The sequence below is a fragment of the Micromonospora sp. NPDC049679 genome (genome assembly GCF_040659735.1).
Lineage (GTDB): Bacteria > Actinomycetota > Actinomycetes > Mycobacteriales > Micromonosporaceae > Micromonospora_I.
The window spans coordinates 29,888-51,705 of the sequence record NZ_JBFANZ010000011.1; the positions used below are offsets into that span (position 1 = coordinate 29,888).

16 protein-coding genes are annotated in these 21,818 nt (G+C 70.3%); 11 read left to right on the forward strand and 5 right to left on the reverse strand.

From position 1 onward, the window contains the following. Positions 1-75: 75 nt before the first annotated feature. The 6 genes from AB0J06_RS09700 to AB0J06_RS09725 all read left to right on the forward strand — a co-directional run bounded on the left by AB0J06_RS09700 (position 76) and on the right by AB0J06_RS09725 (position 7,698). Positions 76-663, forward strand: a complete 588-nt coding sequence (locus AB0J06_RS09700; RefSeq protein ID WP_357426578.1) for a helix-turn-helix domain-containing protein — start codon at positions 76-78, stop codon at positions 661-663. A 195-nt stretch (positions 664-858) separates the two neighbouring features. After that, positions 859-2,328, forward strand: a complete 1,470-nt coding sequence (locus AB0J06_RS09705; RefSeq protein ID WP_357426580.1) for a cytosine permease — start codon at positions 859-861, stop codon at positions 2,326-2,328. Then, positions 2,325-3,425 carry a Zn-dependent alcohol dehydrogenase gene (locus AB0J06_RS09710; RefSeq protein ID WP_357426582.1) on the forward strand — a complete coding sequence of 367 codons (1,101 nt, stop codon included), beginning with the start codon at positions 2,325-2,327 and terminating at the stop codon, positions 3,423-3,425. Before AB0J06_RS09705 ends, AB0J06_RS09710 begins: the two co-directional genes overlap by 4 nt. A 17-nt stretch (positions 3,426-3,442) precedes the next feature. Continuing rightward, positions 3,443-4,873 carry a gamma-aminobutyraldehyde dehydrogenase gene (locus tag AB0J06_RS09715; protein WP_357426584.1) on the forward strand — a complete coding sequence of 477 codons (1,431 nt, stop codon included), beginning with the start codon at positions 3,443-3,445 and terminating at the stop codon, positions 4,871-4,873. 42 nt (positions 4,874-4,915) lie between these two features. Beyond that, positions 4,916-6,253, forward strand: coding sequence for a 4-aminobutyrate--2-oxoglutarate transaminase (gabT, locus tag AB0J06_RS09720; RefSeq protein ID WP_357426586.1), 1,338 nt, complete (start codon positions 4,916-4,918; stop codon positions 6,251-6,253). Further along, positions 6,250-7,698 (forward strand): NAD-dependent succinate-semialdehyde dehydrogenase, encoded by a 1,449-nt coding sequence (locus AB0J06_RS09725; RefSeq protein ID WP_357426588.1) that lies wholly within the window; start codon positions 6,250-6,252, stop codon positions 7,696-7,698. The genes gabT and AB0J06_RS09725 overlap by 4 nt, the downstream gene beginning before the upstream one ends. A 185-nt stretch (positions 7,699-7,883) precedes the next feature. On the opposite strand, the gene AB0J06_RS09730 is transcribed toward AB0J06_RS09725, so the two are convergent. Together AB0J06_RS09730 and AB0J06_RS09735 are read right to left on the reverse strand one after the other, a co-directional pair. Further along, positions 7,884-9,482 (reverse strand): beta-1,3-glucanase family protein, encoded by a 1,599-nt coding sequence (locus AB0J06_RS09730; protein WP_357426590.1) that lies wholly within the window; start codon positions 9,480-9,482, stop codon positions 7,884-7,886. Between the two features lie 266 nt (positions 9,483-9,748). Further along, on the reverse strand, positions 9,749-12,193 hold the full coding sequence (locus AB0J06_RS09735) for a PA14 domain-containing protein (RefSeq protein ID WP_357426592.1): 2,445 nt from the start codon (positions 12,191-12,193) through the stop codon (positions 9,749-9,751). 243 nt (positions 12,194-12,436) lie between these two features. Here AB0J06_RS09735 and AB0J06_RS09740 point away from each other — a divergent pair, with 243 nt between their 5' ends. Both AB0J06_RS09740 and AB0J06_RS09745 read left to right on the forward strand, forming a co-directional pair. Next, the gene (locus tag AB0J06_RS09740; protein ID WP_357426594.1) at positions 12,437-12,592 is read left to right on the forward strand and encodes a hypothetical protein; all 156 of its coding nucleotides are present in this window, start codon (positions 12,437-12,439) and stop codon (positions 12,590-12,592) included. Positions 12,593-12,909: 317 nt separating this feature from the next. Next, positions 12,910-13,245, forward strand: a complete 336-nt coding sequence (locus AB0J06_RS09745; protein WP_357426596.1) for a DUF1622 domain-containing protein — start codon at positions 12,910-12,912, stop codon at positions 13,243-13,245. Between the two features lie 42 nt (positions 13,246-13,287). On the opposite strand, the gene AB0J06_RS09750 is transcribed toward AB0J06_RS09745, so the two are convergent. The 3 genes from AB0J06_RS09750 to AB0J06_RS09760 all read right to left on the reverse strand — a co-directional run bounded on the left by AB0J06_RS09750 (position 13,288) and on the right by AB0J06_RS09760 (position 17,434). Next, positions 13,288-14,061 carry an enoyl-CoA hydratase/isomerase family protein gene (locus AB0J06_RS09750; protein WP_357426598.1) on the reverse strand — a complete coding sequence of 258 codons (774 nt, stop codon included), beginning with the start codon at positions 14,059-14,061 and terminating at the stop codon, positions 13,288-13,290. A gap of 223 nt (positions 14,062-14,284) precedes the next feature. Beyond that, positions 14,285-15,418 (reverse strand): IniB N-terminal domain-containing protein, encoded by a 1,134-nt coding sequence (locus AB0J06_RS09755; protein ID WP_357426600.1) that lies wholly within the window; start codon positions 15,416-15,418, stop codon positions 14,285-14,287. Between the two features lie 558 nt (positions 15,419-15,976). After that, positions 15,977-17,434: an aldehyde dehydrogenase family protein gene (locus AB0J06_RS09760; RefSeq protein WP_357426602.1), complete on the reverse strand. Its 1,458-nt coding sequence runs from the start codon at positions 17,432-17,434 to the stop codon at positions 15,977-15,979. A gap of 493 nt (positions 17,435-17,927) precedes the next feature. Here AB0J06_RS09760 and AB0J06_RS09765 point away from each other — a divergent pair, with 493 nt between their 5' ends. The 3 genes from AB0J06_RS09765 to AB0J06_RS09775 all read left to right on the forward strand — a co-directional run bounded on the left by AB0J06_RS09765 (position 17,928) and on the right by AB0J06_RS09775 (position 21,696). Then, a complete protein-coding gene (locus AB0J06_RS09765) occupies positions 17,928-19,283 on the forward strand; it encodes an MFS transporter (protein ID WP_357426604.1) in 1,356 nt (451 codons plus the stop codon). A gap of 155 nt (positions 19,284-19,438) precedes the next feature. Further along, positions 19,439-21,022: a histidine kinase gene (locus tag AB0J06_RS09770; RefSeq protein WP_357426606.1), complete on the forward strand. Its 1,584-nt coding sequence runs from the start codon at positions 19,439-19,441 to the stop codon at positions 21,020-21,022. Further along, positions 21,019-21,696 carry a response regulator transcription factor gene (locus AB0J06_RS09775; RefSeq protein ID WP_357426608.1) on the forward strand — a complete coding sequence of 226 codons (678 nt, stop codon included), beginning with the start codon at positions 21,019-21,021 and terminating at the stop codon, positions 21,694-21,696. Before AB0J06_RS09770 ends, AB0J06_RS09775 begins: the two co-directional genes overlap by 4 nt. Positions 21,697-21,818: the final 122 nt, after the last annotated feature.

Sequence of the window (21,818 nt, forward strand, 5' to 3'; positions counted from 1 at the left end):
TCCCGCGTCCCGGTGGGACCCGTCGCGCCCCGGCCACGTCGGGACAGGGAAAGTGCGACAAGGAAAGGTGCTGCGGTGAAATCCGTCCCGGTCTCTCCCAGTAACGGCAGGCTGCGCATCGGGGCGCGGCTGCGCGCCGCCCGCCAGCGACAGGGGCTGACCATCGACCAGGTCGCCGTCAGCGCAGAGGTGACCAAGGGTTTCATCAGCCGGATCGAACGTGACGAGACCTCGCCGAGCGTAACCACCTTAGTAACCATTTGCGAGGTTCTGTCTCTTCCGATCGGCACGCTGTTCGAGACCCCGCAGACCGATGTGGTGCGTCGGTCCGACGCCCCGCGTATCCAGCTGACCGGCGCCGGCGCGGACGAGCGGCTGTTGACCCCGCGCGGTCAGGCGCGGCTGCAGGTCATCCGGTCCGTGATCGAGCCGGAGGGCACCGGCGGTGCCGAGTTGTACACGCTCAACTGCGAACTCGAGGTCCTCCACGTCCTCAAGGGCACGATCGACGTCGTGTTCAGCAGCAACACCCAGCGGCTCGGCGCCGGGGACACCATCACCTTCTCCGGGCGGGAGCCGCACAGCTGGCTCAATCCCGACCGCGCCCGGAGCGCGGAGGTCATGTGGGTCATCGCTCCCGCGTCGTGGGACACCTCGGCCTGACGGGCCACCGCCACCTCGCCGGGATGCGTTCGGTAACCGGACATCCTCGCCCGGAACAACGGCACCGAACGGGTGTCCGCGACAACGACTGAGTTGACTTGTAGGCAAGGATGGTTGACTGCTAGGCAAATTCAGTTCAACATTGGGCAACTTCGCACCCCGTGCTGTGGCACCCATTTCCTGAGGAGTTGTCCGGTGGCATCAGACCTATCGCCGACGCCCGCCGCCGCGCCGCCGCTCATCGAGGTCCGCTCGATCGACTGGGTACCCGATGAGGAGCGCCACGGTCGCCTGTGGCACCAGGCGCCGCTGTGGTTCCTCGGCAACTTCCAGTACTTCTCGATCCCGATCGGCTTCATCGGTCCCAGCATGGGGCTGTCCCTGGGCTGGACCATCCTCGCCGGGGCGCTCGGCATCGTCATCGGCACGATCTTCATGGCGTTCCACGCCTCGCAGGGGCCGACGCTCGGGCTGCCGCAGATGATCCAGTCGCGGGCCCAGTTCGGCTACCGCGGCGTACTCATCCCGCTGCTCGCCACGCTCTTCACCTACCTGGCGTTCAACGTCACCGACCAGGTCCTGCTCGGCGACGGCCTGCACAGCGCGTTCGGCTGGAACGCCGATCTCGTCGCCATCATCGTCACCGTCGCGGCCGCCGTGTTGGCGATCTTCGGTCACGACTGGGTGCACAAGGCGTTCCGCGCCCTGCTCTACGTGTCGCTGCCGCTGATGGTGATCGTGACCATCGGGATCGTGACCGGCCACGGCGGCGGTGCGCCCAGCGACACCCAGTACGGGTTCACCTGGGTGGCCTTCATGGCGCAGCTGTCCGCGTCGGCGGCCTACAACATCACGTACGCGCCCTACGTATCGGACTACTCCCGCTACCTGCCGGCCTCGACGAAGCCCCGTGCGGTCATCGCCTCCGTCTTCTTCGGGGCCTCCGGGGCGGCGATCTGGCTGATCTCGCTCGGCGCGTGGCTGGCGATCCGGCTCGGCGCCGAGGACGGCCTGGCCGGGCTTCAGACCGCGGGCAACAACGTGATCCCGCACCTGGGTCAGGCGGTGGCACTGCTCTCCGCGCTCGCGCTGGCCGCCACGATGGGCATGAACGCGTACGGCGGCATGCTCACGGTGCTCACCGCCGTCGACTCGGTCCGGCCGATCAAGCCGACGCGTGCCGCCCGCGTGATCACCATCCTGGTTCTCTCGGTCGTCTGGTTCGCGATCGCCAAGTCGATCACGACCGACTCGGTCAGCACCGTGTTCACCGCGCTGACGTTGATGCTCTACCTGCTGGTGCCGTGGACCGCCGCCAACCTCATGGACTTCTTCGTCGTCCGTCGCGGGCACTACGCCATCACCGACATGTTCAACCCGCGCGGCATCTACGGCTCGTGGGGCTGGCGGGGCCTGACCGCCTACGCGATCGGCCTTCTGGTCGAGATCCCGTTCATGGTGCTGCCGGAGCTCGGTAGCTGGAGCTACACCGGGCCGCTGGCTGAGCAGATGGGCGGCGTCGACATCGCGTGGCTCGTCGGACTGGTCGTCACCGGGGTGGTCTACCTCCTGCTCAGCCGCTCCCTGGACCTCGCGAACGAGCAGAACGCCGAAGCGGCCAGCGACCGGGAACTGGGCGCCATGCAGGCAGCGGAGACCCCGTGACCAGAGCACGGGTACTGACGGAAGCCGGCGCCCGGACGATCGAGGCCCCGCTGGAGCTCATCGAGCTCAGCGGGGACCTCGTCCGGGTCCGGCTGACCGCCAGCGGCGTGTGCCATTCGGACCTGCACGTCGCCGCCGGTGAGTGGACCGCCCCGCTGCCGATGGTGCTGGGCCACGAAGGCGCCGGGATCGTCGAGGCCGTCGGTCCCGACGTCAGCACACTGCGCCCCGGCGACCACGTCGCGCTCTCCTGGTACGCGCAGTGTGGTCGCTGCCGGCAGTGCCGGCAGGGCCGGGCCTGGCTGTGCACCGGGACGCAGTCGACCAGCCACCTGCTACCCGACGGCCGGACCTCGCTGTCAGACGCCCATGGCGCTCCGGTGCACGCGTTCCTCGGGCTCGGTACCTTCGCTGACGCGACCGTCGTTCCGGAGTCGGCGGCCGTGGCGGTCCCCGCTGACGTACCTGCCGGGGTGGCCGCGCTCATCGGATGCGCGGTGACGACCGGGGTGGGCGCGGTCCTCAACACCGCGCGGGTGCGCCCCGGCGACAGCACCGTGGTCATCGGCTGCGGCGGCGTCGGCCAGGCGATCCTGCTCGGACTGGCGCTCGTGGGGGCCGACCCGATAGTCGCGGTCGACCTCTCCGACGAGCGGCTCGAGCACGCGCGCAGCCTCGGTGCCACCCACCTGCTGCGCGGCGATGACCCGGACCTGGCGGCCCACGTCGCATCGATCACCGGCGGCGGAGCCGACCACGCCTTCGAGGCGATCGGCCGAGCCGAGACCATCGCCCTGCTGCCCACGCTGGTCGGCCGCGGGGGACAGGCGGTCCTGGTGGGAATGCCGGCCGAGGGGGTACGCGCCAGCATCGACCCGTTCGACCTGGCCGACGCCGGCAAAGCGGTGCTGGGCTGCAACTACGGAAACAGCGTGCCCGCCGTCGACTTCCCCCGCATCGCGCGGCTGTACAGATCCGGCAGCCTCCCGCTGGACGCCCTGATCGGCGCCACCCGGTCACTCGACGACGTCGACGCCGCGTTCAGCGACCTCCGCAACGCGGTCGGGCTGCGCACCATCCTCGACCTCACCGCATAGAACCATTGAGGAGCACCATGACCCGCCGAGTGTTGAACGTCATCGACGGTGAGCTGGTCGGCGCCGCCGACGGCCGTACCGCGGACCTGATCGACCCGTCCACGGGCGACGTCTTCGGCAGCGCCCCGATCTCCGCACCCGAGGACGTCGAACGCGCCTACGCGTCCGCCGCCCGGGCCTTCGAGACCTGGCGCGACACCACCCCGGCCGAGCGGCAGCGGGCGCTGTTGCGCTTCGCCGACGCCCTGGAGGCGCGCGGCGCGGAGCTGGTGGCCGCGGAGAGCGAGAACACCGGCAAGCCGCTCGAGCTGACCGCCGCCGAGGAACTCGGCCCGTCGGTCGACCAGATCCGCTTCTTCGCCGGCGCCGCGCGCCTGCTCGAAGGCAAGAGCGCCGGCGAGTACCTGGCGCGGCACACGTCCTACGTACGCCGCGAACCGGTCGGGGTGGTCGGGCAGGTCGCACCGTGGAACTACCCGATGATGATGGCCGTGTGGAAGTTCGCGCCGGCCGTCGCCGCGGGCAACACCGTGGTGCTCAAGCCGAGCGACACCACCCCGGTCACCAGCGCGCTGATGGCCGAGATCGCCGCGGAGTTCTTCCCGCCGGGCGTACTGAACGTCGTGTGCGGTGACCGCGACACCGGCCGTGCGGTCGTGTCCCACAAAACGCCGGCGATGGTGTCGATCACCGGTTCCACGCGGGCCGGGTACGAGGTGGCGTCCACCGCGGCCCGGGACCTGAAGCGGGTGCACCTCGAACTCGGCGGCAAAGCGCCGGTGATCGTGTTCGACGACGTGGACGTCGAGGCCGCCGCCGAGGGGATCGCGGGCGCGGGGTACTTCAACGCCGGGCAGGACTGCACGGCAGCGACCCGCGTGCTGGTCAGCGCGAAGATAGCCGACGAGTTCGCGGCGGCCCTCGCCGAGCAGGCACGGAACACGCGGACCGGACCGCCGACCGACACCGATGTCCTGTACGGCCCGTTGAACAACGCCAATCAGCTCGCCCACGTCAGTGGGCTGGTGTCGCGGCTGCCCGACCACGCCAGCGTGCTCGCCGGCGGCTCCCGCCTCGGCGACAGGGGTTACTTCTGGCAGCCCACGGTGGTGGGCGGGCTCCGGCAGGACGACGAGCTCAGCCAGACCGAGGTCTTCGGCCCGGTGATCACCGTGCAGCAGTTCGGTGACGAGGACGAGGCCGTGCGGTGGGCCAACGACGTGGAGTTCGGGCTCGCCTCCAGCGTCTGGACGCGTGACCACGGGCGGGCGATGCGGGTCGCGCGGCGGCTGGACTTCGGGTGCGTCTGGGTCAACTGCCACATGTCGATCGTGGCCGAGATGCCGCACGGCGGGTTCAAGCACTCCGGCTACGGCAAGGACCTCTCGATGTACGGCCTGGAGGACTACACCAGGATCAAGCACGTCATGCACAGCATCGACTTCTGACCTTCTCCCTCAGCACCGCACGACGATCCAATGGAGACTGACGTGAGCACCGTTCCCCAGCACCGCCTGCTGCGCACCGAGATCCCCGGCCCGCGTTCGCAAGAGCTGCAGGCCCGCAAGCGCGCCGCGGTGGCGTCCGGCGTGGGCACGACCCTGCCGGTCTACATCGAACGCGCAGGTGGCGGCATCCTCGTCGACGTCGACGGCAACCAGCTGATCGACTTCGGTTCCGGCATCGCGGTGACCTCCGTCGGGAACTCCGCGCCCCGCGTGGTGGAGGCGGTGCGCGACCAGGTCGGCGACTTCACGCACACCTGCTTCATGGTCACGCCGTACGAGGAGTACCTGGCGGTCTGCGAGGCGCTCAACGAACTGACGCCCGGCACCCACGCCAAGCGCTCGGCGCTGTTCAACTCGGGCGCCGAGGCGGTGGAGAACGCGATCAAGGTGGCGCGGCACGCCACCGGCCGGACCGCCGTGATCGCCTTCGACCACGCCTACCACGGCCGCACCAACCTCACCATGGCGCTCACCGCGAAGTCCATGCCGTACAAGCATGGCTTCGGGCCGTTCGCCGGCGAGGTCTACCGGGCGCCGATGGCCTACCCGTACCGGTGGCCGACCGGGCCCGAGCGGTGCGCCGAGGAGGCGTTCGCCGCGTTTGTCGAGCAGGTGCACGCCCAGGTGGGCGAGACCAATGTGGCCGCCGTCATCGTCGAGCCGATCCAGGGCGAGGGCGGTTTCATCGTCCCCGCGCCGGGCTTCCTGCCGAAGGTGGCCGACTGGTGCCGCCAGCACGGCATCGTGTTCATCGCCGATGAGATCCAGAGCGGCTTCTGCCGTACCGGCGACTGGTTCGCCTCGGAGCATGAGGGCATCGTTCCCGACCTGGTCACCACCGCGAAGGGCATGGCCGGCGGCCTGCCGCTCGCGGCGGTCACCGGTCGCGCCGAGCTGATGGACGCCGTGCACGGCGGTGGGCTGGGCGGCACCTACGGCGGCAACCCGGTGGCCTGCGCGGCGGCGCTCGCCGCGATCGAAACGATGCGCGCCGAGGACCTCAATGGGGCCGCCAAGCGCATCGAGGCCGTGATGCTGCCCCGGCTGCGGGACCTGGCCGTCACATACGACGTCATCGGCGACGTCCGCGGACGCGGCGCGATGCTGGCGGTCGAGCTGGTGCAGGGCAACGGCTCCACGCAGCCCAACCCCGCGTTGACCGCCCAGATCTCGGCCGCCTGCCACCGCGAGGGCCTGGTCACGCTCACCGCCGGCACGTTCGGCAACGTGCTGCGCTTCCTGCCGCCGCTGGTGATCGGCGACGACCTGCTCAACGAGGGGCTCGACATCATCGAGGCCGCCCTGGCGGCGCACGCATGAGCGCCACGTTGCCCACCGGGACCCCCACGGACATGCTCATCGGCGGTCGCTGGTCCGCGGGCGTCCAGGGCGATTTCGCCGTGCTCAACCCGTCGACCGGTGCCGAGATCGCGCGTGTGCCCCGCGCCGGACAGGACGACGTGGCCCGGGCGGTCGAGGCCGCCTCCGCCGCGCTGCCCGGCTGGGCCGCCACCGCACCGCGGGAGCGGGCGGAGGTGCTGCGCCGCGTGTTCGAGCTGATGATCGCCCGGCGCGAGGACCTCGCGTACCTGATGTCGCTGGAGATGGGGAAGTCGCGCAGCGACGCCCGTGGCGAGGTCACCTACGCGGCGGAGTTCTTCCGCTGGTTCTCCGAAGAGGCCGTACGCATCGGCGGCGAACTGCGGACCGCGCCGTCGGGCGCCAACCGGATCCTCACGTTCAAGAGACCGGTCGGCGTGGCACTGCTGCTCACCCCGTGGAACTTCCCGGCCGCGATGGCCACCCGCAAGATCGCCCCGGCCCTGGCCGCCGGCTGCACGGTGCTGCTCAAGCCGGCCGAGGACACCCCGTTGACCGCGCTGCTGCTGGGTCAGCTGCTGGCCGAGGCCGGCGTCCCGGACGGCGTGGTCAACGTGCTGACCACCGACCGGCCCGGGGAGCTGGTGGAGTGGGCGCTCGCGGACAGCCGGGTACGGAAGCTGTCGTTCACCGGCTCGACCGGGGTCGGGCGCGTCCTGCTCAAGCAGACGGCCGACCGGATCGTCAACACCTCGATGGAACTCGGCGGGAACGCCCCGTTCATCGTCCTGGACGACGCCGACCTCGACGCCGCGGTGGAGGGGGCGATGCTGGCCAAGATGCGCAACGGCGGACAGGCCTGCACCGCGGCCAACCGGTTCTTCGTCCAGCAGGGGGTCGCCGCAGCGTTCGCCGACCGGCTGGCCGCCGCGATGGGCGCGCTGCGCATGGGACCCGGCACGGACGAGGAAACCCAACTCGGCCCGATGGTCAACGCCAAGCAGGTCGATGGCATCGCCCGGCGGGTCGCTGAGTCCGTCGCGGCGGGGGCCAAGCTCCTCCTCGGCGGTACCCGCCACAGCGGGGCGGGCTTCTTCTACCCCGCCACGGTGCTCACCGACGTCCCGCCGGACGCCCCGGCGGGCAGGGACGAGATCTTCGGGCCGGTCGCGCCGATCATCCCGGTCGCCGACGAAGACGAGGCGCTCCGGTTGGCCAATGACACCAATATGGGGCTCTCCGCCTACGTCTACACCGGTGACCTCGCCCGCGGGCTGCGGATCTGCGAAAGGCTCGAGGTCGGGATGGTCGGCCTCAACCGCGGCCTGGTCTCCGACCCCGCCGCCCCGTTCGGCGGGGTCAAGGAGTCGGGGCTCGGCCGCGAGGGCGGTTACGAGGGCATCGAGGAGTACCTGGAGACCACCTACGTCGCCACTCAGTGGTGACCGGCCCCGAGAGGCTCAGATCCATACCCGTGGACTGAGTCTCTCGGGGCTCCACTCCGGACGGCACGTCGGTGTCCACTTTCGGCGGTTGCCCTGATTTCGTACGCCACCGCGCAGACTGACGTGCTCCACCGACACGGGCGGCGGGCCCGCGCCGTGCGCCGACCCGCCGTTCGAGTCAGAACTCAGCCCTTGCGCCACTTCTGGTTCGCGCTGCCCGCGCAGTCCCAGAGCTGGAGCACGGCGCCGTCGTTACCGTTGCGGTCCTTGATGTCCACGCACCTGTTGGCTTGAAGGTTGACCAGGTCGCCCGCGGCGTTCAGCGTGAACTGCTGCGCCCCGCTGCCGTTGCAGGTGTAGAGCTGGACGACGGCGCCGTTTCCGGTCGCCCCGCCGTCCACGTCCATGCACTTGTTGTTCTGGCTCTGGATCGCGTTGCCGGTGAATGTCCACTTCTGGGCGTTGGTGCCGTTGCAGGTCCACATCTGCAGCCGGGCGCGGTCGACGAAGTTCGAGTTCGGCACGTCGATGCACTTGTTGTTCCAGTTGCTCAGCACCGGCACGGCGCCGCCCGGGTTTCCCGGTGCGCCGCCGCCGGGACCGAACGGGCTCAGGATCAGGCCGGCCGCGCGGGGGTCGCCGTCGTGGACCAGTGACTCGAAGGCGCCGACGTCGTCGAAGGCGAACGCGTAGGCCTTGCCGTCGCTCATGTTGGCGTGGATGACGCGGGCGTAGTGGTTCGTCGGGTTGTTGCGGTAGAACTCGGCGGCGTTCGTGCTGGGCTGCGTGTCGAGGGTGCCGAGCGTGCCCCGGTTGAGTGCCGCGCAGAGCGTGCGGGAGATCGGGCCGACCACCTGGTCGTTGGGGGCGGGCAGGTCCCCGTCGCAACCCCAGACGCTCGCCGAGGACGGGCGGTTGAAGGAGGCGACGACCTGGCCGGCGCTGTTGGTGAAGGTCATGACGTTGCCGGAGGTCCGTCCGAAGTAGCGGACGTTCGGCTGGTCGCCGAATGGCACCACGGTCAACGTCTTGGTCGTGTACGCGTTCCAGGCCGAGGCGATGTAGGGGTCCAGGTAGGTGGCGTTGAGCAGGCCGGCGCCGGCCGCCTTGCCCGGTGCCAGCACGCGTAGCACCGTCCCGTCGGACCGGGTGTAGACCGTGTTCGCCCAGCCGGCCTGCGACCGGATCCCGTCGATGATGGCGTTGCGGCCGTTGTTGACGACGTCACCGGTGCGCTTGGTGGCGCCGTTGGCGCCGGTCACCGTGACGGCGTGCGGCACCGCGAACATGTCGACCTGGGAGCTGTTCAGCCACAGGCCCGCGTCGTTGTAGGTGAACTCGCTCCAGTCGAACAGAATGTCGCGGTTCGGGTCGCCGCCGGCCCACGGCGCGGGCTGCACCAGGCCGTTCGGGGTGAGGAAGAACTTGAGCTTTTCGCCGAACGAGAAGTAGACGCGGCCGGAGAAGCCGCGCGGGAACTGGATTGTGGTGCTACCGCCGTTGCCGGCGCCCGGGATCGAGGCGTCCGGTGCCGGCGACGGCGGGTTCTGCCCGCCGGACCACGGGATGAACGTGCCGCCCTGATTGACGTAGCCGAGGCGGCCGCTGGAGAGCTGAATGCCGATCACGTACAGGTGCACGGCGTCGCCGCGTCCGGTGTTGTTGGTGACCGTGACGGGCAGCAGCGCCGGACCGACGGCCTGCGCGGGGGACGCGACGACGGTTACCGGGATGGCGGCGACCAGCGCGGAGACGGCGGACAGCAGCTTTCTTCGGATACCCACGAGAACTCCTCGGTGCGGGGGATGGTCTGAGAGCGCTCTCACAGCTTTCCAACTGTTAACAACGTGTGTCAATGGATGACGGCTCCTGCCGGCGACCTCCACGCTGGCCGCCAACGGCGGACGGTCGCACGACGGCTCAGGGCCCCGACCGGGGGGCCCTGAGCCGTCGTGCGTTCGGCCAGGTCAGCTGAGGGGTTCGAGCCAGATGTCGTACGTCTGCCAGGTCTCCGGCGCGGTGGCCGCGTTACGGTCGGCCGCCCTCCGGCCTAGATGCTGTACACCTCGAACTCGTAGATCCGGGCGGCCGGGTCGGTCGTGCTGGTCGGCGCGGTGATGTTCAGCCGGACGTGGCGGGCCGCGACCGCGGCGATGTCGTGCGTGGTGGTGCTCGCGGTGTTGCCCGTGACCGTCGTCCTGGTGGTCCAGTTCGTGCCGTCGCCGCTCGTCTGGATGGTGAAGTCCTTCGAGTTCCAGGTCGTGTTCTCGCCGCCGGCGCCGGCGTGCTTGACGACGAACCTGTTCACGTTCTGGTTCGACCCGAGGTCGACCTGGAGGTACTTCATCGCCCCCTTCGAACACCACTTGTCGCCGTTGCCGCCGGAGACGCTGCCGTTGACGGCCTTGGCCGGGCCCTCGGTGGCGGCGCAGGAACTGTCCGCGGTGGCCGGCTTGTTGAGCGCCAGGTTGGTGCCGCCGCTCGGCGGCGGGGTGCTGCCGGGGATGACGTTCAGCGTGTACCAGGCCTCGGTGCTCCACAGCGACTGGCCGGTGGTCGAGGTGAACGGGCGCGGTGACCGCACGTACACGACGTGGCCCGCCTTGCGGCCCTCGACGTTGAGGGTGACCTTCCTGCCGTCGGCGGACAACGTGGCCGAGGTGACGGTGAGGCTCGATTCGTCGAGCTTCGGGCCGCCGTAGCTGGCGGTGGGCTGGTAGCGCCACTGCTTGACCTTGTAGCTGTTGGCCAGGTTGGCCGCGGTCTCCGCCGACAGCGGCTGGGTGTACTCCAGCTCGAAACCGCCGGCGGTGGCCCGCATGGCGAGGATGTCGAAGGTGCTGCCGCCGTTGGGCGTCAGCTTCTGCAGGCCGTACGACAGCTTGCCGGACTGGCCCCAGTTGCCGCCGGCGCCGAGGCCCCCGACGTAGATCGCGCCGTCCGGACCCAGGTGGACCTCGGAGACGCCCGCCTCCAAGCCCTGGGTGAGCCGGAACAGCGCACCCTGGTACTCCCCGTTGACCTTCTCCAGGAATGCCCGCTGGATGCCGCCGTAGGTCACGTCACCGATCAGCATCTGCCCCGCGTACGTGCCGGACGGTACGAGCACGGGGGCGCTGGGGGAGTTGGCGATCTCGTTCTGCGGCATCCAGAGCACCGGGGGCGTCACCGGGTTGCCGTCGAACGGGCCGGCCGGGTTCATGTAGTGGTTGAAGAAACGGTCCTGCTTGATGTGCAGCAGCTTGGACGACGGCAGCCAGCCACCCTGGTTGTCGGTGACGAAGATGCCGTCGTCCGGCCCCCACCCGATGCCGTGCGGGGTGCGCAGGCCGCCCGCGACGTAGGAGAGCGCACCCGTGTCCTTGTGCACCTTGATCGTGGTGCCGCGGTTCCGTGCCGGCTGCGGGTCCGTGGTCGCCCCGCCAGAGTTGATCGACACCGAGAGGTTCAGGTAGAAGTACCCGTCGTCGTAGAGCAGGCCGAAGGCGAACTCGTGGAAGTTGCCGCCGTACGGCCAGGTGGCGACGGTCTGGTGCTGGTCGGCGACCTCGTCGCCGTTCGTGTCGACGAGCCGGGTCAGTCGCTGCTTCTCCGACACGTAGGCCACACCGTCGACGATCTTCAGACCCATCGGCTCCTTGAGCCCGCTCGCGATCTTCTTGGCAGTGACGCTGCCGGGCCCGGTCGAGCCGCCGGTGTTGCCGAGGATGTACACCTCGCCGTCCTGCGAGGTGCCCGACTGGTCGCTGCCGCCCCAGGTGCAGATCACCAGGCGTCCGTCGGCGAGCCAGTCCATGCCCGTGACCTTCGGCTGGAAGCCGTTGGGCCGCAGATTGGTCAGGGTGTAGCTCGGGTGTACGCCGGTGAGTGGCAGCCCGTCGCCGGGGGAGTCGGTAACCCCCTGGCACTCCTTCCTGCCCGGCGCGGTCACCCGCACCACGCCCGCGTCGGTGCTCAACACCGAGTTCGGTACGACGACGAAGGAGGACGACGCGGGGGTCTTCCACTCCAACGTGATCTGCTGTCCGCCATCGCGCTCGAAATGGTCGATCCGCAGCGCGTGGTACCCCGTCGTCAGCGTGACCGTGCCGTCCTTGGGCGTGGGGCCGTGCAGGCCGTCGTGGTTGACGACCACCGAGTTGTCGATCGACAGCTTCGATCCGTCGTCGCTGGTCAGCCGGAAGGTGTAGCTGCCGGCCTGGCTGATGTTGATGTTGCCGAGCACCTGCGCGACGAAGTAGTTGTCGAACCCGAAGTCGGCCGTGGACGTCCAGTTGACGGTGGACATCAGCTTGTCGACGTTCGGAGTCTGCGCCGGCTTCAGGGTGCAGAGCTCGTTGAGCGGCACCTGCACGTCGAAGACGCGCAGCGTGACGCCCGGCTCCTGGGCGGGTGGGGCGCCGGCCGCGGGGGTGGCCCAGAAGCCGGCGGCGAGGACGAGTGCGATCGAAGCCAGGACAGGACCGCGGGATCGGCGCAGCAGTCGGTTGCCCATCGTTCCTCCTACAGGAGTTGGGAGTGTCCGACGGTCGACCGCGGAAGGGATGGGGGTTGAGGCAACCGTCGGCCCGAGCCCAGGCTGCCCATCGACGCCGACGATGTCACACGCCTAAAACATCGGATTGATGAGCGTGAAGATTATCGGCTATCGATACAGGCGTCCATCCTTTGATCTGGCGTTGATGAACTTTTGTCTCAGCGTGCACAAGTTTGCGGACGGTCTGCTGCCCCTTTCTGGGTGCGCCCTTTGATCCTGCTGTCAGCGGGTCGCGCCGACGCCGCCGCCGTGCTGCGGGCGCTTCCGGAGTCGCCGCAGGACCTGCTCCGCGAAGCGCGGGTCTGCCTCATCGCCCGGGCGGCTCTGGCCGTCGGTGACCGCGCCACAATGGAGTAAGCCCACACCCAGCTCCTGCCTGCCGCTGCCGAGTGGCCCGGAGCGGGGAGCGGCGTCCTCACGTTCGGCCCGGTGGCTCGCCATCTCGGCGACCTCGCCGCCGCACTGGGCCACAGGACGAAGCCGCAGCGCATCACCGGACGAGGTCGGCACGAAACTCGTAGGGCGGCGCCCTGACCCCGAAATCCCGTGGCATCGTGAGCGCCGGCCCGGCCCGGGGCCGCATCCGCCACTGCCACCGAAACGCACGTGCGCCACGAATGGGCTGTGTAGCTTCAAAACGGGGGTGCGGGGTGCCGGTGAGGAACGTCATTGACATGACGGGTGCGCTGCTGGATCTCGCCGGCGTGATCGTCATCGCCGTAGGAACGCTCGTCGCCACCGCTGCGTTCGTCTACCGCTTCGTGCGGAGGCGTCAGCTGACCGACGTCTACACGCCATACCGGCAAGGCGTGGGCCGGGCGATTCTGCTGGGACTGGAGTTCCTCGTCGCCGGCGACATCATCAGGACGGTAGCGATCTCGCCCACATTCCAGAGCGTGGGGGTGCTGGCCGGTGTCGTCGCGGTCCGCACGTTCCTGAGTATGTCGCTCCAAGTCGAACTGGAGGGTCGCTGGCCCTGGCAGTCGAAGGATCCACAGGTGCCGCGTTGAGCGCAGGCCCGCGCGACGCCAGGTGACGGCAGATCGCGGCGGTCAGCGCGGGGCCGGCGGCACCCAGTCGAAACGCGGCGGACGGCGCTCGTTGAACGCCGCAACCCCCTCACGGGCCTCGCCGCTGTCCCGGACCTGCCGGTGCCACCAGGCGATCCGCTCCTGGTCGGCCCGGTCGTCGATGATCTCCTTGGCGGCGGTGACGCTCAGCTGAGACCGGGCTGTCACGGCGGCGGTGATCTCCTCGACGCGGCCGGCGAGCCGTTCGATCGGCAGCACCTCGTCGACCAGGCCGACCCGCAGCGCCCGCTCGGCGTCAATCAGCTCGGCGGTGAAGAGCAGCTGCTTGGCGGCGGCCGGGCCGACAAGTCGGGCCAGCCTTCGGGTGGTGGGTGCCGGGTAGACCAGGCCGAGCCGGGCCGGTGGCACCCCGAACCGGGCGTCGGTGGCGGCGATCCGCAGGTCGCAGGCGACGGCGAGTTGACACCCGCCGCCCACGCACGCGCCCCGCACCGCCGCGACCGTCGGCTTGGCGAAGGCGGCCAGCCGCTCCTCGGCGGCGACCGCGATGCTCGCGTCCCCGGCGTCCAGCAGCTCGTCCAGATCCCCGAGGTCGGCACCGGCGCAGAACGTGTCGCCGGCCCCGGTGAGCACCAGGGCGCGCACCGACGGGTCAGTCTCCAGGCCGTCGAGCAGCGCCGGCAACTGCCGCCACATCGCGGGCGTCATCGCGTTGCGCCGGCCGGCGTGGTGGATCACTATCGTGGCGACCGGCCCGGTCACCTCGACGAGGAGTTCCGCGTCCGCCACCGTCAATCCTCCCTCGCTGGCCCGGGCTGACCATAACGGCGGCCACCCCGGCGCCCGCGTGCGGGGTGGCCGTGGAACCGCGCGTTTCGGCAGGCACTTCGAGACGCCTCCTCGCGGACCAGGTCGTCGTCACGCCGTGTGGGCGAACAGCAGGCAGACCACACCCATACGGAGGCCGGGAACGCGCGATGGGCGTTCCCGGCCTCCGTAGTGAGCAGGGACGCTTCGGCTAGAGCAGGCCGCCGGTCAGGCCCCCCAGCAGCGCACCGTCCGCGCTGCCGTGCGCGTCGCCCTGGACCCCGAGATCACCCGTGATGCTGCCGACGCCGTGCACCGTGTCGCCGAGGCCGCCCGTCACGCCGGTGACGCCGAGTCCACCGACAGTGCTGTCGAGGTCGCCGGTCGCGCCGACCAGGCCGGTGACGCCGTGGACGGTGCCGCCGAGGTCGCCGGTCACGCCGCCGAGGCCGAGTCCGTCGACGGTGTCGGTGACGCCGGTGAGGCCGAGTCCGCCGACGATGCTGCCGTCGAAGTCGCCGGTGACACCGCCGGTGACGCCGCCGGCCAGGCTGGTCACGCCGTGGACGGTGCCGTCGAGGTCGCCGGTCACGCCGGTCACGCCGCTCAGGCCGAGCCCGCCGATGGTGCTGTCGAGGGTGGCGGCCGGGTCGGTGGTCATGCCGCCCACCAGGCCGGTGACACCGTGCACGGTGCCGCCGAGGTCACCGGTCACGCCGCCGAGGCCGAGTCCGCCGACGGTGTCGGTGACGCCGCTGAGGCCGAGCCCGCCGATGGTGCTGTCGAGGGTGGTGGCCGGGTCGGTGGTCACGCCGCCGACCAGTCCGGTCACGCCGCCGAGGCTGACGCCGTCGAGGGTGCTGTTGACCGTGTCGGTCACGCCGCTGAGGCCGACTCCGTCGAGGGTGCCACCGAGGGTGCCGGTCACGCCGCTGAGCCCGAGTTGGTCAACGGTGGCGGTCACGCTGACGGCGAGGCTGTCGCCGGCAAGCAGGGACGTGATGCCCTGCACCGGAACGTAGTCGGCGACCAGCGGTACGACGTCCTGCACGTCGGCCGGGGTCACGTCGGCGAGGCCCGCGTTGTGCAGCGCGCCCTGCGGGTCCGCGTCGTACGCCGCACGGGCGTCGACGTTCGTGATCAGGCCGAGTACGAAATCCTGCAGGCTCTGCGGCGACACGGTGTCGGCCACTACGCCCAGGTCGCCGATCGAGCCCACGCTGGTGGTGGAATCCACGCTGGCGGTCGAGCTCGTGTCGACGGTTGCTCCCGTGTTGCCGGACGAAGCGGGGGCAGCGGTCGAGTTCACGTCGGCGGTCGAATTTGTGCTGGCGCTCGCACTCATGTAGCCGGTCTCCTCGAGGGTCGTCGGTAGGACTGGTCTCGGACAGGCGATCGTCCGGACCGCGATCGACCGTAGGTCAAAACGGCGCTACCGGACATCGGGGGTGGACCCCAGTCTTATCCGGTCGGGTTAGGGCGTAGCGTTAGGGGATTAGGGGATATTCGGGCGAACTGGACGCCGTTGAGGCGTGACCAGGGCATCTCGTCGGCCCGCTGGATGAACTCGCCACGCTTGGCGACATCGTCAAAAGTTCTGGACGCCGTCCCGCGATGTGGACTCAGCCGGCACGATGACCGGTCGACGCCGCCGCGACAGCGGACGACGGTGGTCAGCCGCCCGTCGGATCGTGCTGACGCCCGACAACGCCACGTCCCGCGGCGCCACCACCCGCGACGGTTAGAAGCGCGCAGGAGCACGGAAACAGCCCTTGGCCATCGTCTTCCTGTCACCGCAAGAAGATCGACAACCAAGGGCTGTTGAGGTCACCCGTGTGTCCGCGTCCGACTGGACGCCCGGCTACCCGAGCACGATGGCGTCGTGCCGGTGAAGCGCCTCCCGTCAGGCGGGGAAGCCGACGGCGTGCGTGTCCATGAACTCGCGGACGCCCTCGATGCCCATCTCCCGGCCCATGCCGCTCTGGTCGAACCCGCCGAACGGCGCCCGCTCGTCGAGGTGCGCGGCACCGTGGGAGTTGACGAACGTGTACCCGGTGCGCAGCCGGGCCGAGATCGCGGCGGCGCGGTCGCGGTCCTCGGTCCAGACCGACGAGCAGAGGCCGGACCAGGTGTCGTTGGCGCGGGCGACGGCGTCGTCCTCGTCGTCGAACGGCAGGATCGGCAGCGTCGGGCCGAACTGCTCCTCGACCACCACGCGGGCCTCGTCGCGCGGGTCGAGCACCAGCGACGGCCGGAGGAAGTTGCCGCCCGGGTACTCGCCCGGCAGCTCGCCGAATTCCCGCACCTCGGCGCCGGACTCGCGGGCCTGCGCCACGAGCTCCTGGACGTACTCGAGCTGCCGCCGGCTGTGCAGCGGGCCCATCGTCACACCCTCGGTCAGGCCGTGGCCCAGGCGCTGGCCCGAGAGGATGCCGGACAGGCCCTCGACCACCTCGTCGTACCGCGAGCGGTGGACGTACAGCCGTTTGGTCGCCATGCAGATCTGGCCGGTCGAGTCGAACGTGCCGCTGAACAGCCGCTGCATCGCCTCCGGCCCGAGATCGGCGTCGGCCAGCACCAGCGCCGGGTCGTTGCCGCCCAGCTCCAGCGCCACCCGGGTGAGGGACTCCGACGCCATCGCCATGATCCGCTTGCCACCGCTCACGCTGCCGGTGAAGCAGACCTTCTTGACCCGGGAGTCGGAGATCAGCGCCGCACCGATCTCCGCGTCCGCGCCCGTGACGACGTTGAGCACGCCCGGCGGGAGGAGCTGCGCCACCAGTTGGACCGTGCGGACGGTGGCCAGCGGCGCGGACGGTGGCGGCTTCACCACGACGGTGTTGCCGGCGAGCAGCGCCTGCGGCAGGGAGGCGGCGAGGATCGCGAGCGGCCAGTTGAACGGGACGATGATCGTCACGACGCCGAGCGGCAGGTACGAGATCTGCGTGTTGTACGGCGGCGCCGGCAGGTGCGTGACGTGGTTGAGCTCGTCAGCGAGGCCGGTCGCCAGGTTGAACCGGTGCGCGAACACGATCGAGTCGATGAACGACTCCATCCGGATCTTGCCGTTCTCGCGGGTGAGGACCTCTGCCGTCGCCGGCCGGTCGGCCTCCAGCGGCGCCAGCGCCGCGGTCAGCAGCGCCGCCCGGTCCTGCGGGCTGCGCGCCGCCCAGGCGGGGAAGGCGCGGTGCGCGGCGGCCACCGCGGACTCGGCCTGCTTGGCGCTCGCCGCTGCCGCGTAGCCGACGACGGATACGCCGTCGGCGGGATCGACGACGCGCAGCGCGTCGTCGGCGGTCTGCACGGCGCCGTCGATGAAGAGGTCCGTCCTGATCTCGGGTAACTGGTCCAGGGACACCATGCGGTCTTGTTCCTCTCAGGGGCGCCAGGGCCGTGCAACCGGCGCGTTTGACTGTGCGTCGGGTCACACTAGCCCGGCGGCCGGGCGGTCTCCCGAGCAATCAGACCCGTCCTGACCAGGGTGCGTCGGTCATGGGGCATGCGACATCTGACGTACATCACGTTTCGCGGCCGCCCGGTTCGCGGTCCGGTCCGCGGCCGAGGCCACGGGATGTCGGCGCAGTGGCGGAGAAACGGATCGCCGCGCGGGCCCCGGCGCGTCGCTGCTGGAGGTGATGATCACCACGACGGTCGACCCGGGGGTTGACCTGCGGTTTCCGTCCGACGATGCGACAGATGACGTAGGGCGTCCGGCCCGGATGACGCGGCGCAGCCGGGTCGGTGGGCTCGGGATTCCGGCCTGCCGACCAGTTTTCATTCCTGTAGCCGTGAGATTGGCATCACATTCTGTCACGGCTTGTCCCCCCAGTCGGCGTCCAGAGGAGTACGAACACGTGGCCCCCCCGAGAACAACGGACGCGCCGTCGAAGAAGAGCATCTTCGCCGCCAGCTTCATCGGCACCTCCATCGAGTGGTACGACTACTACATCTTCGGCACCGCCGCGGCGCTGGTGTTCGGCAACCTGTTCTTCCCGAGCTTTTCGCCCGTCGCCGGCACCCTCGCCGCCTTCGGCACCTTTGCCGTCGGCTTCATCGCCCGCCCGCTGGGCGCCGCGATCATCGGGCACTACGGAGACCGGATCGGCCGTAAGTCGATGCTGGTCCTCACGCTGCTGCTGACCGGCGGCGCGACCTTCGCCATCGGGCTGCTGCCCACCTATGCCGCCATCGGCATCGGGGCTCCGGTGCTGCTGGTGACGCTCCGCCTGGCCCAGGGATTCGGCGTGGGTGGTGAGTGGGGCGGCGCCGTGCTGATCGCCACCGAGAACGCCTCGCCGCGGCGCCGCGCGGTCTACGGCAGCTTCGCCCAGCTCGGCCTGCCCGTCGGCGTGCTCCTTTCCAACCTCGCCTTCCTGGCCGTCTCCGGGATGTCCAACGAGGACTTCCTCCGCTACGGGTGGCGCATCCCGTTCCTCATCAGCATCGTCCTGGTCGTGGTCGGCTTCCTGGTCCGCAGCAAGCTGCAGGACGCGCCGGAATTCCAGGCGGTGAAAAAGGAGAAGGCGGTGAGCAAGGTGCCCATCGCCGAGCTCGTGCGTCGGCAACCGCGGGCGCTGGTGCTCGCCAGCCTGGCCTCCATCGCCTCGCCCGCGGTCGGCTACACGGTGATCGTGTACATGCTGACCTACGGCACCACGGTGGTCGGCTTCTCCCGGACGACGCTGCTCACGCTGATCCTGCTCTCGACCGTGGTGTGGGGCGGCGCGATCCTGACGTCGGCGGTGCTGTCGGACCGGTTCGGGTCCAAGCGGGTGTACGTGGTCGGCGTGCTGAGCGCAGTGATCTGGCCGCTGCCCATGTTCGCGCTGGTCAACACCGGCCGCACCGGTCTGGCCCTGGTCGCCTTCATGGTGGCCGCGGTCGTGCAGGGGACCATGGCCGGCGCGCAGGGCGGCCTGTTCACCGACATCTTCGACGTCCGCATCCGGTACAGCGGCATCTCCATCGCCTACCAGCTGGGCGGCATGATCGGTGGCGGCGTGACCCCGATGGTCGCCGCCGCGCTGTTCGGCGCCTACAAGTCATCCACGCCGATCGCGCTCTACGTGTCCGCGCTGGCGCTGGTGACCCTGTTCGCCGCTGTGGGCCTCCGCACCACCGGGCCGTCCCGCGACGACGCCGACGCGATCCCCTCCGACGACCAGCCCGGCCGCCAGGCCGCCGCGAAGGAGCCTGGCCTGGTCAGTTGAGCTGCGATTACGTACGCTCGGTGCGCCGACCTGGGTCTGAGGCCCCGGCCGGCGCACCGAGCCGTGGCGGCACAGGGGGCGCCCGCGGAGCGGGTGAGTGACATCCGCCCCCGACGTGGCCCCTGCAACCGTGCCGGGCCGGGGACGAGGCAGAGGTGCGCAGCGAGGTGGAACGTGCGGTCGATGAACCATCGGTGCCGGGCCCCGGCGCCGACTCCCTGCTGCTGCGCGCCCTCGTAGCCGTCTCCGCCGACGGTCTGGCGGTGCTCAACCGGGATGGCCGCTTCGCCGTTGTCAACGCCGCCGCCGCCGACGTGCTGGGACTGCCCGCCGACGACCTCATCGGGCATCCGGCCCCTTTCCCGGTGGACGACGCCGACCTCGCGGGGCTGCGCGACCATCGCCGCCGCGCCGTGTGGGTGACCCCGGACGGACGCCGGCGCGACCTGGAGTACCGGCTGGCGCCTCTGGCCGACGGCACGTACGCGGCCTGGTTCAGCGACGTGACCGATCTGCTGCGGCAGCAGGAGCGGTTGACCGCCATCACACGTGCGGCCGCCAGCGTCGCCGACGCGGCCTCGCTGCGGGCGACTCTGGATGCCGTCGCGAACGAGATCGTGATGACGGCGAACATCGCCGCCGTCCAGATCCTGGCGATCGACAACCCCCAGGACGAACTCCGGGTCCTGGGCATGGCGGGTTTCGGCGACGCCCGCGACTTCGTCGAGCGGCTCAGCGCGTGCCGGCGATTGGGTGCCCACGTCCATTTCATGGACGCCATCCAGGATCGTGAACCGGTCGTGGTGCTCAACCGGAAGCCCGCAATCCTGGCCGACCCGGCCTGGGCGCCGCTGCACATGTTCATGGGCTACCCGGACTGGGACAGCTTCGTCTCCATGCCGCTGATGGTGCGGGGACGGACCATCGGCGTCATCAACGCCTACTACGTGCCGGGGGAGGACCCGGGGCCCAACTCGCTGGCCTTCCTCGAGGCGATGGCCGACCACGCGGCCATCGCGATCGACATCGCGGCGCACCTGGCCCGGACGCGGTCCCAGGCGCAGTCGGACGAGCGCCGTCGGCTGGCCCGGGACCTGCACGACTCGGTCGTGCAGCAACTGTTCTCGATGCGCATGCAGGCCGAGGCGCTGCGGGGCCAGGTTGACAACGCCGACGCCGATCCGGCGCGGATGCGCAGCCGCGCGCAGGAGTTGGCCGACCTGTCCCGCAGCGCGCTCGCCGACCTGCGTGCGCTGGTCTTCGAGCTGCACCCGCTGGAGCTTGCCGAGCGCGGCCTGGTGGACGCCGTGCGGGCCCACGCGGCGAGCCTGGAGGCGCGTACCGCGCTGGCTGTCGACGTCCAGGCGCCGCCCGAGCTGGAGCTCGACCTGGCGATCGAGATCCAGGAGGACCTCTACCGCATCGCGCAGGAGGCCTTGCACAACGTCGTCAAGCATGCGCGGGCCCAGGGCGTGGCGGTCCGCTTCGCCCTGCTCGACGGCGCCCTGTCCCTCGACATCACCGACGACGGGTGTGGGTCCGATCCCGGCCGGGAGCGGACCCCGGCGGCACGGATACCACAGGTCACGCTCGGCCTGGTGTCGATGCGGGAACGTGCGGAGCGGTGGGGCGGGCAGCTGTTCGCCGGCCCGCACCCGGCCGGCGGCTGGACGGTCAAGGTGACGGTGCCGGCAGCGGCCAGGGACACCCAGCTGACAGGGGAGATGAGAAGCAGGTGAGCACCGACCGGGCCCAGGGCGGGGTCATCCGGGTGATGGTCGTCGACGACCATGCCATCGTCCGCCGCGGATTGCTCGCCTACGCCGAGACCATTCCGTTTCTGCACGTGATCGGCGAGGCGAGCGACGGCGAGCAGGCGATCGCGCTTCTCCGGCAGTGGCACACCACCGGTGAGCCCATGCCCGACGTGGTGCTGATGGATCTGCGGATGCCCCGCATGGGTGGCGTGGAAGCGACCGAGGCGATCACCCGCGCCCACCCGGACGTGAAGGTCGTCGTCCTCACCAGCTTCGGGGAGGTCGAAGTGGTCCATGCCGCGCTCGCCGCGGGAGCGGCCGGGTACCTGCTCAAGGACGCCGACCCGTCCGAGGTTGCCACCGCGATCCGGGCCGCGGCGGCCGGGGAGGTCCACCTGGACTCGGCCGTCGCCCGCCAGCTCACGAGACGGATAAACGCCCCGCAGATCGGGTTGGTGTCGCTGACCGCGCGGGAGCGGGAGATCCTCATCCTGGTCGCGCAGGGCAAGTCCAACCGGGACATCGCCGCGACCCTGGGCATCAGCGAGCGCACGGCACGGACCCACGTCAGCAACGTGCTGGCCAAGCTGCAGCTCTCCTCGCGTACGCAGGCCGCGCTGCTGGCCATCCGTGAAGGGCTCATACCGCCGAGCTGACCTCGCGCGATTGCCGGTCACCGCGACGGATGACGTAGTCGCTCCCCGCCGCAATGGTCGTCCACGAGCTGACATCGCGCCGATGTCCGGACCCCTGACGCTCCGTACGTTGTTGTGTGACG